This window comes from Thermoleptolyngbya oregonensis NK1-22 (assembly GCF_032705245.1).
Lineage (GTDB): Bacteria > Cyanobacteriota > Cyanobacteriia > Elainellales > Elainellaceae > Thermoleptolyngbya > Thermoleptolyngbya sichuanensis.
The window spans coordinates 202,654-218,122 of sequence record NZ_CP053540.1; the positions used below are offsets into that span (position 1 = coordinate 202,654).

Genomic DNA, 15,469 nt, shown 5'->3' on the forward strand with positions numbered 1-15,469 from the left:
CGTTGGAGCGTTTTAGTAGTTTTAGTAGTTTCAGTAGTTTCAGTAGTGGAATGCTAGAGTAAACTTCTAAACCTCGTCCTTTCCCGCATCCCTGCATCACCTCCCGCACGGGCACTACCATGCATCCTCGCTATTCTGGCTCTGGCATCTGGCGATCGCCCTCTCGATTTCGAGGCTGGCTGCTGCTGGGGCTGCTGGGGCTGCTCTACGGGCCGCTGCTGCTGCACTGGGCAGAGGGCTGGCTGAACAAGACCATCAGCATTGAGCATGAATACTATAGCCACGGGCTGCTGGGGCTACCGCTGGCGGCGTGGCTGGGGTGGCAGCGGCGAGGCGACTGGGAGGCGCTGCCGGAACAGCGCATCGGCTGGGCGCACGGCCTGGGGCTGGGGCTACTGCTGCTGGGGATACGGCTCTATCTTCACCCTGTTGCCGAAGCAGTGAACCTGTCGCTGCCGCTGGTGCTGACGGGGCTATGCCTCTGGCTCAAAGGTGCAGCGGGGTTGCGGCTGATGGCGTTTCCGCTGCTGCTGGTGGCGCTGGCCACGCCGACGGCGTTTCCCTATCTGCTGACCCCCTACATCCTGCCCTTGCAACAGTTGATTGCGATCGCCGCTGGGTTTCTGCTGCTCCAAATAGGCATGGATGTGCGCGTGGATCAGGTGTATGTGTATGTGAACAATCAGGTGGTGGAAATTGCGCCCTACTGCGCGGGGCTGAAGCTCCTGTTTACTGGACTATACGCGGGGCTGATCCTGCTCTATGCAGCCGAGGGCTGGCGATTTACGAGGCAATCCTTACGGGAATCGCGCTTCAAGGCGGCCCTGTTTCTGCTGGGGATTGTAGGACTGACGGCGATCGCCAATATCTTGCGAAACACAATGCTGGCCTACCTGCACGGCACCGAACAAAAACTTGCCTTCGACTGGCTGCACGAAGGCTGGGGCGGCGACCTCTATTCCGCACTGACGCTGGGCGGGCTGCTGTGGGTTTGGCGCGGGATCGAGTGGCTAGGCGATCGCTGGCAGCCTGTCCCAGTAGACCAGACTCCTCTCGCTGAAGGGCCTCGTTCAGAACCGCTGCTGCCGCGCCGTTAGGAGAAATCGCCGTGAAATCAACCCCCGCGAAACCCACCCTATCCCGCCCGTGGCGCGGCTGGGTGGCGCTGCTGCTGCTGGCGATCGCCCTGGCCGCTGCCCTCCCCGGCTACTTTGGCAAGCCGTGGCCCTGGGCACAGCCGCCCCAAATGGCGCATCTGGAGCAAGTGCAGGCCTTGCGGCAAAGCGGGCTGGGCCTTGCCGGATGGCAAACCGAGAGCCGCGAGGAGATTCGCATCGGCGTGCGGCGCTGGTCAATGCAAACGATCGTGCGGGAACCGTCTGGCCCTCTAGCCACACTATCGAGCGAGTCTCCTGCCTCTGCGATTCTGCTGCTGCGATCGCCCATGCGGTCGGCCGATGCCCCCGAAATCGATTGGGTCAGCTTTAGCGGCGAGTTTGGGCTGCGGGTCGATTCGCGGCGAAATTTGCGCTTTTCTGTCAACGCTTCTGATGGCCAGCCCATTCTGGTCAATGCTCGATTTTCGCGCCACTGGAACGCCGAGCAGACCTACGCCGTCGTGCAATGGTATGCCTGGCCGACGGGCGGCAGTGCCGATCCGGGGCGATGGTTTTGGGCCGACCAGCGAATGCAGTGGACGCAGCAACAGCGGATGCCCTGGGTGGCGATCGCCCTGCTGCTGCCGATGGAGCCGCTGGGCAACCTGGAGGAATCCCGCGCTGATGCCGAGTTATTGGCAAAGGCCGTACAATCAGCACTGATGGCGGGTGCATTTTGAAGAAGATAGAGTCATAGGACTTACGCAGTCGGACGATTGCGAGAAATCGTCCAAAATTCAGAAACCTTATCGCAAATGCGTAGTCCTGAGTCAAACTGTAGTCAAATCCAGCCAATACTAGCCAGGATCGGCTATGTGTCTCGCTCTGGATTGGGTGGAGTTTATCCTGCGTGTTTATGACCGCTCCCGCGACGTGTTTCCCCTGGGCGATCGCCCGTTTGCCTGGCTGGTCTGGTCTGCCCCTAGTTTTGCTGACCATTTGGAGCGCTTCTGTCTGGAGCGCTTCTGTCTGGGGCGCTTCTGCGACCGCGCAAACCGTAGACATCCCGGTGCCGCCGCCCTCGCTCGATCGGCTTGATATCAAAAAAGACCCGCCGCCGCCCAACAGCCCGCCGCCCGACAGCCCGCCGCCCGCCGCTCGTACTCGTCCGCCTACCCGCCCCACGCCCCTTGCCGATTTCAACCGCTATCGACTGGGGCCCGGCGACTCAATTTTTGTAAACGTGCTGCGGTTTCCCGACCTCAGCTTTCAGGGCACGCTCGACCTAGAAGGAAACCTGCTGGTGCCGCTGGTGGGGTCGCTGCGGCTAGACGGACAAACCCTCAACAGCGCCCGCTTACAGATTCAGCAGGAACTCAACCGCTTTGTAGTGAATCCGCAGGTAGACGTGATTTTGGTCGCGCAGCGGCCCGTGCGGGTGACGGTGCTGGGAGAAGTGTTTCGGCCGGGCTATTACCCCATGGAAAGCCCGCAACTCTCTACCGCGCTGCTGGCATCAGGCGGCACGACGCGCCAAGCCGACCTGCGGCGCGTGACCATTCGCCGCACTACCCCAACGGGAGCAGCCCTAGAGCGCACCTTCGATCTGTATACGCCCCTGCGCGACTCGACTGCGCTGCCCGCTGTACGCCTCAGCGATGGCGACACTGTTATCGTACCTGCCCTCACCGCTGCCAACCGAGACGGCTACGACCCCAACCTGACCGCCCGCTCTACCCTCGCCCAGCCGCAGATCAACATCCGCGTGCTGAACTATTCCAACAGCCTGGGGGGCCGCGGCGGCGGACGGGCGATCGCCAACATCACCCTACCCAACGGGAGTGATTTCCTAGATGCGATCGCCGCCATCGGCCCCAACCCCGACACCGCCGACCTGCGCGACATCGCTCTGATTCGCTACGACCCCGACCAGGGCCGCGCCATCCGCCTCGACTTCAACGCCCGCCGGGCCCTACGCGGCGACCCCGAAGAAAACCCCCGTCTCCAGCACAACGACGTAATCATCATCGGGCGCAACCTGATCAGCCGCGTCACCTATGCACTGAATGTCTTCACCCAGCCCTTCCGCGATGTGCTGGGCTTCCTGCTGTTTTTCGACCGACTCACCGAAGCTTCGGAAAGCCTGTTTGAGCCATAATTCAGCCTAAGACTTCCGTAAGATGCGTTACGGTGGGTATATCAAATTGAACGTCCGATTTCCGCAAAATGCAGCCAGGGTCAGCATCCCTCCTCCCTAAGCCTCTACGGTGTATATGCAAGTCTTCTATGCTTGAGTGGCAATGCTTTGATCCCCACTACCTCCCTTGAGCAAAGGGGGGAACCGATCCCCCCTACCCCCCTTGAACAAGGGGGGATCGAACCCAGAGTGACCCGCAGCAGAGAGAACTGGATCGAAAGTCCCCCTTATTAAGGGGGATTTAGGGGGTCGAAAGTCCCCCTTATTAAGGGGGATTTAGGGGGATCATTCAGAGCTTGACGCAAACAATCGAGGCGTATACACAGTAGCCCCAAGCCCAGAATGATGGGCAGCGCCGTCTCCCTGTTCCCCTTCGCCTGAGTTAGTCCCGCCGCAATCCCCAATCCCCTCAATGGTTTCCCCTCTGATCAAGCGATATCTCGTAGCGCTAGACCGCCACAAGTGGGCCGGGCTGACAGGGTTCGCGCTGGTAATGGGGCTATCGGGCGTGGCTGCACTCCAGCCCGCCCCGCCGACCAGCTATATCTCGCGGGGGATGCTGGGCTATGCTGCGCCGCCCGTCACCGTTAGCCAGACCAACACCGCCCTCCAGCAGCAGGCCCAGGTGATGACGGCAGAAACGTTGCTATCGGACTTTGTAGTAGAAACCGCAGTGCAGCAGCTTGCCACCCAACAGGTGAGGACAGATGCTTTTATCATTCGGCGCAACGCCGCGGTAGTCGTTAATCCCCGCCCCGAAGGAGAAAATCGCAATCGGAATGCGGAGGAAGTGGGGCTGCGGGTGCTGGTGCAGTATCGCGATCCAAATGATCGCGTAGCCCAGGCGACGGTGGTGGCACTGATGCAGGCAATGGTAGATCAGAGCCGCCTGTTTAACCGCCAGCAAATCCAGCAAATCATCGACAACCTAAATCGGCTGCTGCCTGTGGTGACGCAGGAGCTACGGCTAGCGGAGCGCGACCTGGAAGAATATGTGCGCGTCGAAGGGCCGGCAATTCAAGCCGCGCAGGACGGTCAACTGGTGGGCGCAATCACCGCTAGCCAGCAGCAGCAGCGCCAGCTCCGGCTGAATCTAGAGGCGATCGCCGCCCAGATCCGCAGCCTAGAATCGCGCCTGGGACTTTCCGCCGACCAGGCCTATACCTCCGCCGCCCTCAGCGCCGACCCCATCATTGCCGACCTGCGGGCCAAGATTTACCAAAACGAGCTACAAACTCAGTTGCTCTCGCGCAACCTGCGCCCCGAACATCCCACCATGCTGGACTTGAAGCACCAGCAGCAGTCCTTCGAGGCGCTGTTGCAGCAGCGGGTGACCGAAGTGATCGGTGGCAACCAGCTTGCTGCGCCCCTAGCCAGCCTGTCCACGATCCGCCAGGGCAGCAGCCTCGACCCCGCCCGCCAGCAGTTGGCCAATACGCTGGTCAACCTGCAAACCGAACGAGAATCCCTCCAGCAGCAGCTTGAAGCCCTCCGCGCCGCCGAGCAGGAACTCCGCCAGGAATATACCGCCGTACCCAACCGTCAGTTGGAGCAATCGCGGCTGGAGCAGCAGGTCGTGCTGAAGCGAAACTTCTACGACCAAATCCAGGCAAAGCTGGCGGACGTGCGGCTGGCGGCAGAGGAAACCGTCGGCAGTCTAGTAGTCGTGCAGCCGCCTCAGACGGAGATCGCCAACGCCGAAGGGCGCAACAGTCTGGCGATTTTACTGGTGGGCGGGCTGGTGGGGCTGCTGGTGGGCGGCGGGCTGGTGCTGCTGCTAGATTCGCTGGATGCCACTTTCCACACGCTACCCGACCTGCAACTGGCGCTGCGCCAGCAGGAAGTGCCAATTTTGGGTTTACTACCTGATTTGTCTGGAGTTGCCGATACGCAGGACATGCCGCTGGTGCTAAAGGCAGATTCGCCTTACCTGGAGCCGTATGAGCGGCTGCGGAGCAATCTGCGGCGGGCAGCGGGAACGGGCGGTCTGAAATCTGTCGTGGTGACCAGTCTGCTGGGCGGCGAGGGCAAAACGGTGACGGCTTACAACCTGGCGATCGCCTCTGCCCGCGCTGGCAAGCGGACACTGCTGATTGAAGCCGATCTGCGATCGCCCTCCCAAGCCACTGCCCTGCGCGTTGCGCCAAACCCCGACAGCCAGCTAGAGCCGCTGCAACACTTCGACCGGGGTGAATTTAGCCTGGTGCCTGAGATAGAAAACCTTTACATTTTGCCAAGCCCCGGCCCCCAGCGACAGGCAGCCGCTATTCTAGAGTCGGGCGAGGTCAAGCGCCTGCTCGAAGATGCCTGTGGTCGATTTGACTTGGTGGTGATCGACACGCCCCCCCTCAGCCGCCACACTGACGCGCTGCTGCTAGAGCCACATACCGACGGACTCTTGCTGGTGACCCGACCCGGCATCACGGAAGACAGCCTGCTGACCGAAGCCGTCGATCAGTTTATCGAGTCAGAAACCATCCAGTTTTTGGGCGCAGTGATCAACAGTGCAGACGTGCCTGTGCGTTCCTTCAGCCCCACAGAACCAGAGCTTGAGCCAATTGAAGACCAGCCCGACCTGTTTCCCCCGGCTGCCGCCGACCCCGACTCGCTCTCTACCCGCCTGACCCGCGCCGGAAAGCGATAGCCCCGCCGCAGTCTCAATCTCCCCAATCGCCAATCTCCTCACTCCTCAATCGCCCGCCAATCCAAAATCTAAAATCTACTCGCCCCACCATTCATTCCCCTTCCTGCGGTGACTCTATGCTGAAAAGACTCTTGTTTGTTGTCATGCTCGTCTGCTGTCTGGTCTGCGTTTCCGTTGCTCCTGCCCAGGCCCAAGCCACCCTCAGCGTTGATTCTCGCGTGCAGCTCAAGGGTGTCGGCCCGGTGCGCGTGGGCATGACGGTCAACGAGGCGAAGCAGGCGGCGGGCATCCCTCTGGTGCGGGCAGAAAATGCTTACAGCGAGGGGGATGCCTGTTATTTTCTGAATGCTCAAGGAATTTCGGGTCTGGGCTTCATGGTTACGGATGGGCGGATTGCGCGGGTGGACGTAGGCAGAAATAGTCCAATCAAGACCCTCAGCGGTGCAGGAATTGGCAGCACCGAGGCGCAAATTCAGCAACTTTATCCGGGTCAGATCGTCTCTACTCCCCATGAGTACTTTGAAAATGGAAAGTATCTGACCTTCGTGCCAAAGGATGAGGCGGATAAGAGCTTTCGGGTGATTTTTGAAACAGATCGGGGGCGCGTGGTCGAGTATCGCGCAGGTAAGCTACCTGAGGTGCAGTATATCGAGGGCTGCGCGTAGTCGAGAGCGTCTTTGGGTCGCTGTGAGGGTCGTTGTGAGAGTCGTTGTAACTTCGGGTGATCGTGTGACTTTGGGTGATCATGAAGGTGATCATGAAAATGATGCAGCTTAGGCAGCGTGAACGGATTCGTCGGAGTGTGGGCGTGGCTCTGGCAACCTGCATGGCGATCGCCCTATCCGCAGGGGCCGCCCTGGCCCAGGTCGGGCGCGTCACCATCGACGGACTTAGTGTTCGCACTGGCCCCGGCGAGAGCTATCCCATGACCAACGTGTTTCGGCGGGGCGATCGCGTCGAGGTGATTCGCCGCGATGGGGATTGGGTCTACGTGCGGGGCGATCGCGGAGCGGGCTGGGTGCAGCGTCGCCATCTGTCGGTCGAGTCGGGCAGTTCCTCTAGCAGCCGTCCGCCGTCTAGCTCAGACGTGGTCTATGAATCGCGGGGCCGCATAGAAACCCGGCGCTATCGCACGTCTGGTGTGGCAGAAATCATTCGGCTGCGCCGCGATAACGAGGTCAGCCTGCGGCTCCGCAGTTCCCGCGCTGTGCTGGAATATGTGGGGGAGGTGGGCGAAACCCTGGGGGGCGACTCGGTGCTGCGCGTTCGTTATTTCCGCTCATCGGAATTGGGCGATCGCTACGTGCCGGCCCGTGGCACCTGCGACCTGCAAACCCGCGATGACGACCACAGCCGCGATCGCATCCGAGAAATTTACTGCGACGTGCAGCCCGACGACCGCTACAGCGAATACTGGGAATACGCCGCCAGTCGGTTTACGACACACTGACAGGACTTACGCACTTGCGATAAGCTCTTTGGGTTTTGGACAATTTCTCGCGGGCTGCGCCCGCGAGAAATTGTCCAGTTGCATAAGTCCTAACTGAGTTCGATTTTCCAAAATCGCGACTAGCGGGCAGCCAGCACAGGAGACTGCACAGCCGTTTCCAACAGCCCCTCAATGCCAGACACGACGTAAATCGGTGTTTTCAGCCGTTTTTCCAGATCTGCCACCGTCGTATCGTCCAAAAACCGCGTGTCGCCATGTTTCAACATCAGCGACGGCAGCAGCACGCCATCTCCCAGATCTCGCCCGGCCAGCGCCAACGCCAGATCGTGCCCTGTCAGTAGCCCTGTCACCGTGATGGTCTGCCCCCAATAGTCGCTTCGCAGCGCCACCATCTCCACAGTCAGTCCGTCTACTTCGTTCAGGCGTTTGAGAATCGGCTGAAAAGCTCGCTCAACCGCATTGCCCACCACCCACACCCAGCGGCGCGGCGGACTCACAGATTTGGGCAACTGACGAGCCGCTATCTTGAACTGCTTCAGGAATTGACGAATCGACCCCACGCCGTTGCCAATCTGCGGATAGTCTTCGTAGTGGGATTCGGGCGGCAGGTCTTGTCCTGCAATCAGAAACCACTCATCTGCCAGCCACACGACGTTAGAGCCAAATTTAGCCCGGAACTCTGCTTGGAGCGCCTGCACTTGGGCGATCGCCCGACGGGCGTGTTCCGGTGTGACTGGAATTAATTCATCTTCGGCCGGGCGAAAGCGGGTCAGCCCAACGGGTACGACCGCAGCGGAGGCAACGGCGGGAATATCGCCCGTGTGGAACGAAGCCAGATCTCGCAGCGTCCGCTCCAGATGCACGCCGTCGTTGATGCCCGGACACACTACGACCTGAGCGTGAATTTGCAGCCGATTTTTCTGGAACCAGCGCAGTTGGTCGAGAATTTGACCCGCTCGGTGATTTTTTAGCAGGCGAATGCGAACTTCTGGCTCCGTTGCATGAACCGAGACATAAAGCGGCGACAGGCGCAGTTGGGCGATGCGATCCCACTCGCGCTGGGGCAGGTTGGTTAGCGTCAAGTAGCTGCCATAGAGAAAGCTGAGGCGATAGTCATCGTCTTTGAGGTAGAGAGTTTGCCGCATTCCGGGCGGCTGCTGGTCGATAAAACAAAAGGGGCAGCGGTTGTTGCACTGGATCAATCCGTCAAACAGCGCCGACTCAAACTCCAGCCCCAGGTCTTCGTCGTAGTCTTTTTCAATCTCAATCTGGTGCGTCTTGCCCGCAGCGTCCAGCACTTCTAGCTCCAGCACCTCATCGGCGCAGAGGAACTGATAGTCGATCAGGTCGCGGGGAGCCTGTCCGTTGATCGACACGAGGCGATCGCCCTGCTCAAACCCAATCTCTGCGGCGATCGAGTCGGGCAGCACGCGGGTAATCAGGGCAGGCTTGATGGCAGCGTCGCTCATGGCAGGTTGAGAGGAGGAAGGGTGGCGTGCAGGGGGGTTGGCAGATCAACCCCGTCTTTGATCATTCCATGATCCCTTTTATCCCATCATCCCCTGATCGCACCATTCTCTGCCGCTCCCTTTGATTCACGCCCCTATTCTCGAATCAGCCCTGCTACCAGTGAGAGCAAAATCGTGGCCCCAAAGGCGAGGCGATACCAGACAAAAACCCAGGTGCTTTTGCGCTGGAGGTAGCGCAGCAGCCAGGCGATCGCCAGATAGGAAAAAATAAAGGTGGAAATAATGCCTGCCAGCAGCGGCAGCAGCCGATCGACGTTGTCAAAGGCTTTGGTGGACTGATAGAGCGTGGCGATCGCCAGGGTAGGAATTCCCAGCAGAAACGAGAAGCGAGCCGCAGTCGGTCGCTGTAGCCCCAGAAACATGCCCGTCGTCAGGGTGGAGCCAGAGCGAGACACACCAGGCACCAGCGCCAGCGTTTGCCCCAATCCCACCAGCAGCCCGTCCAAAATCGATAAATTATCGAACCCGCGCTTGCGGCTGCCAACTTTCTCGGCCAAGCCCAACAGCAGAGACATCACAATCGACACCACCGCAATCACAAGCGCACTTTCGGGAATGGCATCGCGAAACAGGTAGCCAAACACCAGTGCCGGAATCGTGCCCACAGCGATCCCTACCAGAATCTTCCACTCCTCTCGCTGCCAGTCTTTTTGCTGGAGGGCAGTCCACGCGCCGCCGAGAATCTGGCGAATGTCTTGCCAGAAGTACATCAACACGGCAATTACGCTGCCAAACTGGATCGCGTCTACGAAATACTTTTCACCCACGGCCGACCAGCCCAAGATTTTTGTAAAAATCAGCAGATGCGCGGTGCTGCTGATGGGCAAAAATTCTGTGATCCCCTGCACCAGCCCCAGCACAATGGCCTGGAAGGTACTGGTCAACAGACCCGGCTCCGCAGCGGCATCTGGAGCAGCAGATTGGGCGATCGCCAGCGGGGGCCAGCCCTGTGCAATGCCTGCGACTCCTTCCTGCATCCCTTGAGAAACGCCTGAGACTGTTGCAAATTGTCCACCCTGCGGGAACACGCGCCAGGCCGAAAGCAGAGGCAGGTTGATCAACTCCATGCGCTTAATCTCTAAAACTCCACCACATCTTAGCCGAGTCAAGCGCGATTCCTCGGCTTCCAGTCCCCTTGCTTGGTAAACAGGCTGTAAATCTCGGTAAATCCTTTATAAAGTCCTGGATATAATCCCCTACAAAGCGCCAGCGCTAGGGCCATGATCGCGAGGGCTAAATCCTGGCTGGACTCAATAATCTGCCTCAACTAACCCCCTGTCTACATCGCTCCAAGGCTTTCCTCAATGTGTTAAATAACGTAAACTAAATGAAAAGCATTAAGAATCGTTGGTATTAAAGTTGGTTTCCATTACACCGCGCGATCGCTCTCTTTACCTCACCGAATCCATCGTTGAATCTATTGCCGAATCAGCCGCTGAATCAGCGATTCTGCCGGTTCGTTTGCCGTTCGTGCCTTCGGGTCTGCCTGCTGCCCTCCCCAGCGATCTTGCCGCAGAACCTCAAGCAGCGGAGCGTCAAGCCAACTACACGACTCATCTCGCAGTTTTTTCGGCATCTGTCTTTTTAGTCTCGGTTCCGGTGTTTTTCCAGGCACCGCTGGTGCAGCTATTTCCCTGGCTGAGCCTGGGAATGACACTGCTCTGGGTTGGACTGGGGCGATCGCTCTTGCGCCAGCCGACCACGAAACTTTGGGGTGACTTGCTGATTGGCTTTGCTTGGACTTGGCTTGCCGGGTCGATTTATTGGGGCTGGCTGCGCTGGGAGCCGTTTTACCATCTGCCCGTCGAGGCGCTGGGTCTGCCGTTCATCTTGCCTGGCCTCCACAGGGCAAAACACAAAATAGGGCGCTGGTTCTACCTGGGGTCGCTGCTGGGAACCGCAATTACGGATCTGTATTTCTACCTGGTCGATCTGGTTCCCTATTGGCGACAATTAATGCAGTCAGACGCAAGTGCCGCCGGAACAATCCTCCAGGCAGCCCTTCATCAGATGTATACGCCCTGGGGTGGTGGCTTTGCGCTGCTGCTGGTGGGGCTGCTGGTGATGCTGGGGTTCGCGCCTTTACGGTTGCGATCGCTCCACGGGTGGAGCTTTGGAGGAGCCATTTTGAGCACTCTTTTGGTAGATGGCTTATTCTGGTTAGCGGCGACTGCTGCCTGACTGAGGATATGATTTGAGTATCCTGGGCTAACTTAGTAGTGTGGCTTTGGTAGCATTGCCAGGGTCGCATGGTTGAGTTGCAGGAGTGAGTTAGCTAATTGTCGTTGCAGGTTATGGGCGCAAATGCTGGATATTGCGAAGTTTCCAGGCAAATGGGTGTCCTGAATTGCAGCGCATCGTTGGCAGAGTGCTACAAGCCTCTCTTAGGCCTCTCTGAGAGATTTGAGGGTTTGTTGACATGGTGCAAACGGGCTAAGACCACTGGCGGTTCTCACTCAGGGTGATTTAGAGCTTCGATGGAGCCTCTACAGAGCATCTGCAAGGTTGTTTCTGGAGCGCCTCTGGCTCGGCTGGCCCTTCGCTGACACAGCGTGCCAGACTTACCAGGATGCATCTCTTCGGGAAAGATTTAGCGGTTTCTCATCTTTGTCAGTGACTGCCCAACCCATTCCCCATCTGATATTACGAACCGACGCTGGCAATCGTTACCTCTCACTTACGAACAACAACTGTTGGACGATTGGACGAGGAGACGATAACAATTTTGTGCTGCCCGATCGCTGGATTTCGCGCAACCATGCCATGCTGCAACGCATGGAGACAGGCGAGTTTTACCTGATCGATTTGGGCAGCCGCAACGGCTCGTTTGTGAACGGTCGGCGGGTGAGCGTGCCCGTAACGCTCCACAATGGCGATCGCCTCACCTTTGGGCAGACTGAGCTAGAGTTCTACTCTCCCGAACTGTCGCATCTCCATGACTCCTCGGTCGGCATCGACTCACAAGAATTCACCGCTACTGCCACCCTCCACGTCCGGCGGCTCATCTCGGTGCTGGTCGTCGATATTCGCGACTTTACGGTGATGACGCGCCAGCTAGACGAGAAGATTCTCTCAGAGGCGATCGGCACCTGGTTTCGCTGCGCGGGCGACATCATTCGCGAATACGGAAGCTGGGTCGATAAATACATCGGCGACGCGATTATGGCGGTCTGGATTCACGGGGCGCAGGGCATTACGCCCGACGAGATGGTGCGGATTGCTCGCGCCCTCAGCGCTCTGCACAAAATGACCAGCCGCCTGCATGAGCGCTATCCGCTGCCGTTCCCTCTGCGGGTGGGCGCAGGGCTAAACACGGGCTATGCGATGGTGGGCAACACGGGTACGGGCGATCGCCCCGACTACACCGCCCTAGGCGACACGGTGAATGCCGCCTTCCGTCTGGAATCGTCTACCAAGCAAATTGGCATGGATGTGGCCCTGGGGGAAACAACGTATCAATACCTGGCTGGGGCGATCGCCAACCCCAATTTGTTTAAGCAATACACCGTCAGCCTCAAGGGCTACGATACGCCAACCGTCACCTATGCAGGCTCTTTCACCGACCTGGATACGTTTTTGAAGCTGAGCAGCAAGATCTAGGGCGATACTCCCCCCAAAGTGGTAGTCTCTAATTATGAGGCTGTTAAAGCTGTGTTGTTGAGAGTTATGAAGTAGCTCTCATGGGCTGCTGGTTTATAGGCTGCTTTATAGGCTGCTGATTTGGAGAACTGTAGTTGGAAGGGATTCGACTGATGAAGCGACTGGTTGGCGTGTTGATGATTCTGGGTCTAATGCTTACCTCTTGGGGGTGGCTGGGTTCGCCTCAGACGGCGATCGCGGCCTCGCTCAGCCCCCTGTCCTTCAATCCATCGCCCGTGCTGGCAGAACAGCAATTCCGCAATGCGATGGATGACAAGCTAGCGACCGACTTTGGCAAAAAAATTGACTTGAATAACACCAACGTCCGGGCGTTCATGCAGTATCCTGGCATGTACCCGACTCTGGCCCGCATGATCCTCAAGAATGCCCCGTTTGAAAGCGTGGAAGACGTGCTGAAAATGCCAGGGCTGACTGAGGCACAAAAGGAAATTCTGAAAAACAACTTCAGCAACTTTGTTGTTAGCCCGCCGCTCGATGCGCTCGTAGAAGGGGGCGATCGCTTTAACAACGGCATTTACCGCTAGGCAGACCGCAGTTGTCCTTGTCGTCTTCTTTTTCTCGCCAGTTTGATGTCTTAGTCGTTGGCGCGGGAGCAGCCGGACTTTACACGTCGCTGTGTTTACCGACCCACTTTCGCGTCGGACTCATCACCAAAGACGAGTTGCTCACCTCGGCTAGTGAATGGGCCCAAGGCGGCATTGCTGCGCCAATGGCGGCGGATGACTCGCCAGAGCTACACATTGAAGACACGCTGCGGGCAGGCGCAGGACTGTGCGATCGCCAAGCTGTGACCCTCATGGTGCAACAGGCTCCCGACTGTATCCGGGATCTGTTGGCTATGGGGGTCTTGTTCGATCGGCATGGGGCTGACCTGGCCATGACGCTGGAGGCGGCCCACTCGCGACGGCGGGTGCTACACGCGGCAGACACCACCGGACGGGCCGTGGTGTCTATCCTGGCAGAACAGGTGCTTCAGCGCCCAAACATCCACGTTATGAGCCAGAGCTTTGCGCTCGACCTGTGGCTAACAGAGACGGGCGATCGCTGCTTGGGCGTAGTAGCGATGGTCGAGGGGCAACTCTGTCGGCTAGCGGCTGGAGCCGTGGTCTTGGCGACAGGAGGGGGTGGCCAGGTCTTTGCCCAAACCACCAACCCCGCTCTCAGCACGGGCGACGGCGTGGCCATGGCCTGGCGGGGCGGCGCAGTGCTGCGGGATTTAGAATTTGTCCAGTTTCACCCCACGGCGCTCACAAAACCGGGTGCGCCGAGATTTTTGGTCAGCGAAGCTGTGCGCGGCGAAGGGGCACACCTAGTCGATAACGAAGGGCGGCGATTTGCCTTTGACTATCACCCTGAGGGCGAATTGGCTCCGCGAGACGTGGTAAGCCGCGCAATCTTCAGCTATCTACAGAGTCATCATCCCGATCCGGCGCATGGGCATGTCTGGCTAGATCTGCGCCCGATTCCGCCTGAAACCATTCAGCGGCGCTTTCCCAACATTGTGCAGGTTTGTCGGCAGTGGGGAGTGGATGTGTTTCAAGCGCCCGTGCCCGTCGCGCCAGCGGCTCATTACTGGATGGGGGGCGTGATGACCGACCTCCACAGCCAGACCTCGATTGCGGGGCTGTATGCCGTCGGGGAAACGTCCAGCACAGGGGTACACGGCGCAAATCGCCTGGCCAGCAACTCGCTCTTGGAGTGCCTGGTGTTTGGGGCGCAACTCCGGCATGTCGCGCTGCCTGAAAATTGGCCAGCGGCGATCGCCCCCAATATCCCCAATGACCCCAGTATCCCCAATACCCAAGAGTTAGAAAGTTCGCCGAGCCTGCCTCCCAGCAGCGCCATTGCCAACTGGGAGTCTCAAAAATTAGCAATTCAAACCATTCGCCAAAACCTGCCGCCACTGGTCTGGCAAGCAGCAGGCATCTGTCGAGAGCAGCAGTCGCTTGAACGGGCGATCGCCCAAATTCAGGAGTGGCGGCTTCAGTTTTCTGACCTGCCGCTGAGCCAGTTCCTTAGCCACTGCCCTGCTCACCTGGATGCCCCTGTTTCTCTCGCTAAAGCAGGACTCGCGCCTACGCAGATTAGGGACTGGGGAGAAACGCGCAATCTCTTGGACGTAGCCTATCTGTTGGTGAAAAGTGCTGCCTTCAGAACTGAGAGCCGGGGAGGCCACTACCGCTCGGACTACCCCCATACAGAAAATACGAATTGGCAAGCCCATACGCTGATTCGGTCTGAGCGCTGGTGGAAAATGCCGATTAAGCTCTAGCTAGGCGCTTAGGTCAGATGCCTTCAGACTGAAGTAAGGAATAAGGCACTGAAGGAACAAGGCACTGACAGGCCCTCAACCTCTTGCCCCAAGGGGCTGCACTGAAACCTCACAACACCCTACGCCAAACCTGCACCCCCATCAAGAGCAAGCCTTAGTCACCGAGTTCCAGATCCCTGAGAACTCTGGGGGCCGCCCTGCACGGGTGGGTCATAGGAAGAGTTTTGAGGCCGAACCAGATTTCGCATCCGACCTGTCGAGGGATTCGCTGCATCAGGCGAACCCAAGCGCTGGAACTCCAGCCTACCGTCACTGAGAGTAGACCAACGCTCGACTGGCTGGGCTGTTGCAGAGAAGGCTGCTGCAAGGGAAAGCCCGACCGCCAGTAAGACTGAATTTGCAAACCTAATGGAGCTACCCATAGAACCTAGTGACAGACAGTAGATTCACGAATTACACACCACAGTATAGCTGAATATCGCAATTTTTATAAGTATATCTGCTGAAATTCTTATTCTTAATTGCTGGCTAGGGCTGAATGAAAAGCCCAAATAATAAGCGCTCAGAGGGTCAGACCCCTCATTTATGGGTAATCACAGAGCTGAGAATTATTTTATACC

The 15,469-nt window shown here is 58.4% G+C and carries 13 protein-coding genes; 11 read left to right on the forward strand and 2 right to left on the reverse strand.

Annotation, left to right across the window (positions count from 1 at the left end; all coding sequences use genetic code 11):
* Positions 1 to 119 precede the first annotated feature (119 nt).
* From crtB to HNI00_RS00905, 7 genes are all read left to right on the forward strand, one after another.
* On the forward strand, positions 120 to 1,097 hold the full coding sequence (crtB, locus tag HNI00_RS00875; protein WP_316789852.1) for a cyanoexosortase B: 978 nt from the start codon (positions 120 to 122) through the stop codon (positions 1,095 to 1,097).
* Between the two features lie 11 nt (positions 1,098 to 1,108).
* Positions 1,109 to 1,837: a cyanoexosortase B system-associated protein gene (locus HNI00_RS00880; RefSeq protein WP_316789853.1), complete on the forward strand. Its 729-nt coding sequence runs from the start codon at positions 1,109 to 1,111 to the stop codon at positions 1,835 to 1,837.
* A 133-nt stretch (positions 1,838 to 1,970) separates the two neighbouring features.
* Positions 1,971 to 2,195 carry a hypothetical protein gene (locus HNI00_RS00885; RefSeq protein ID WP_316789854.1) on the forward strand — a complete coding sequence of 75 codons (225 nt, stop codon included), beginning with the start codon at positions 1,971 to 1,973 and terminating at the stop codon, positions 2,193 to 2,195.
* Positions 2,167 to 3,255 (forward strand): polysaccharide biosynthesis/export family protein, encoded by a 1,089-nt coding sequence (locus HNI00_RS00890; protein ID WP_316789856.1) that lies wholly within the window; start codon positions 2,167 to 2,169, stop codon positions 3,253 to 3,255. The genes HNI00_RS00885 and HNI00_RS00890 overlap by 29 nt, the downstream gene beginning before the upstream one ends.
* A gap of 451 nt (positions 3,256 to 3,706) precedes the next feature.
* Complete coding sequence (locus tag HNI00_RS00895) at positions 3,707 to 5,938, forward strand: polysaccharide biosynthesis tyrosine autokinase (RefSeq protein ID WP_316789858.1); 2,232 nt, start codon at positions 3,707 to 3,709, stop codon at positions 5,936 to 5,938.
* A gap of 116 nt (positions 5,939 to 6,054) precedes the next feature.
* Positions 6,055 to 6,603 (forward strand): hypothetical protein, encoded by a 549-nt coding sequence (locus HNI00_RS00900; protein ID WP_316789859.1) that lies wholly within the window; start codon positions 6,055 to 6,057, stop codon positions 6,601 to 6,603.
* Positions 6,604 to 6,683: 80 nt separating this feature from the next.
* Positions 6,684 to 7,388 carry an SH3 domain-containing protein gene (locus tag HNI00_RS00905; protein ID WP_316789860.1) on the forward strand — a complete coding sequence of 235 codons (705 nt, stop codon included), beginning with the start codon at positions 6,684 to 6,686 and terminating at the stop codon, positions 7,386 to 7,388.
* A gap of 119 nt (positions 7,389 to 7,507) precedes the next feature.
* On the opposite strand, the gene HNI00_RS00910 is transcribed toward HNI00_RS00905, so the two are convergent.
* On the reverse strand, positions 7,508 to 8,857 hold the full coding sequence (locus HNI00_RS00910; RefSeq protein WP_316789862.1) for a TIGR03279 family radical SAM protein: 1,350 nt from the start codon (positions 8,855 to 8,857) through the stop codon (positions 7,508 to 7,510).
* A 134-nt stretch (positions 8,858 to 8,991) separates the two neighbouring features.
* Complete coding sequence (locus tag HNI00_RS00915) at positions 8,992 to 9,894, reverse strand: undecaprenyl-diphosphate phosphatase (RefSeq protein ID WP_420156271.1); 903 nt, start codon at positions 9,892 to 9,894, stop codon at positions 8,992 to 8,994.
* Between the two features lie 505 nt (positions 9,895 to 10,399).
* On the opposite strand from HNI00_RS00915, the gene HNI00_RS00920 reads away from it, so the two are divergent.
* From HNI00_RS00920 to nadB, 4 genes are all read left to right on the forward strand, one after another.
* On the forward strand, positions 10,400 to 11,098 hold the full coding sequence (locus HNI00_RS00920) for a DUF3120 domain-containing protein (protein WP_420156272.1): 699 nt from the start codon (positions 10,400 to 10,402) through the stop codon (positions 11,096 to 11,098).
* A 432-nt stretch (positions 11,099 to 11,530) separates the two neighbouring features.
* The gene (locus HNI00_RS00925; RefSeq protein ID WP_316789868.1) at positions 11,531 to 12,517 is read left to right on the forward strand and encodes an adenylate/guanylate cyclase domain-containing protein; all 987 of its coding nucleotides are present in this window, start codon (positions 11,531 to 11,533) and stop codon (positions 12,515 to 12,517) included.
* Between the two features lie 152 nt (positions 12,518 to 12,669).
* Positions 12,670 to 13,101: a photosystem II complex extrinsic protein PsbU gene (gene psbU, locus HNI00_RS00930; RefSeq protein WP_172356282.1), complete on the forward strand. Its 432-nt coding sequence runs from the start codon at positions 12,670 to 12,672 to the stop codon at positions 13,099 to 13,101.
* A gap of 17 nt (positions 13,102 to 13,118) precedes the next feature.
* Positions 13,119 to 14,849, forward strand: a complete 1,731-nt coding sequence (nadB, locus tag HNI00_RS00935) for an L-aspartate oxidase (RefSeq protein ID WP_316789870.1) — start codon at positions 13,119 to 13,121, stop codon at positions 14,847 to 14,849.
* Positions 14,850 to 15,469 lie beyond the last annotated feature (620 nt).

What these genes read in the sequence shown, in the direction of transcription:
- crtB (WP_316789852.1), top strand. Translation starts at nt 120, where the DNA reads ATGCATCCTCGCTATTCTGGCTCTGGCATCTGGCGATCGCCCTCTCGA.
- HNI00_RS00885 (WP_316789854.1), top strand. Translation starts at nt 1,971, where the DNA reads ATGTGTCTCGCTCTGGATTGGGTGGAGTTTATCCTGCGTGTTTATGAC.
- HNI00_RS00895 (WP_316789858.1), top strand. Translation starts at nt 3,707, where the DNA reads ATGGTTTCCCCTCTGATCAAGCGATATCTCGTAGCGCTAGACCGCCAC.
- HNI00_RS00900 (WP_316789859.1), top strand. Translation starts at nt 6,055, where the DNA reads ATGCTGAAAAGACTCTTGTTTGTTGTCATGCTCGTCTGCTGTCTGGTC.
- HNI00_RS00905 (WP_316789860.1), top strand. Translation starts at nt 6,684, where the DNA reads ATGAAGGTGATCATGAAAATGATGCAGCTTAGGCAGCGTGAACGGATT.
- HNI00_RS00910 (WP_316789862.1), bottom strand. Translation starts at nt 8,857, where the DNA reads ATGAGCGACGCTGCCATCAAGCCTGCCCTGATTACCCGCGTGCTGCCC.
- HNI00_RS00915 (WP_420156271.1), bottom strand. Translation starts at nt 9,894, where the DNA reads ATGCAGGAAGGAGTCGCAGGCATTGCACAGGGCTGGCCCCCGCTGGCG.
- psbU (WP_172356282.1), top strand. Translation starts at nt 12,670, where the DNA reads ATGAAGCGACTGGTTGGCGTGTTGATGATTCTGGGTCTAATGCTTACC.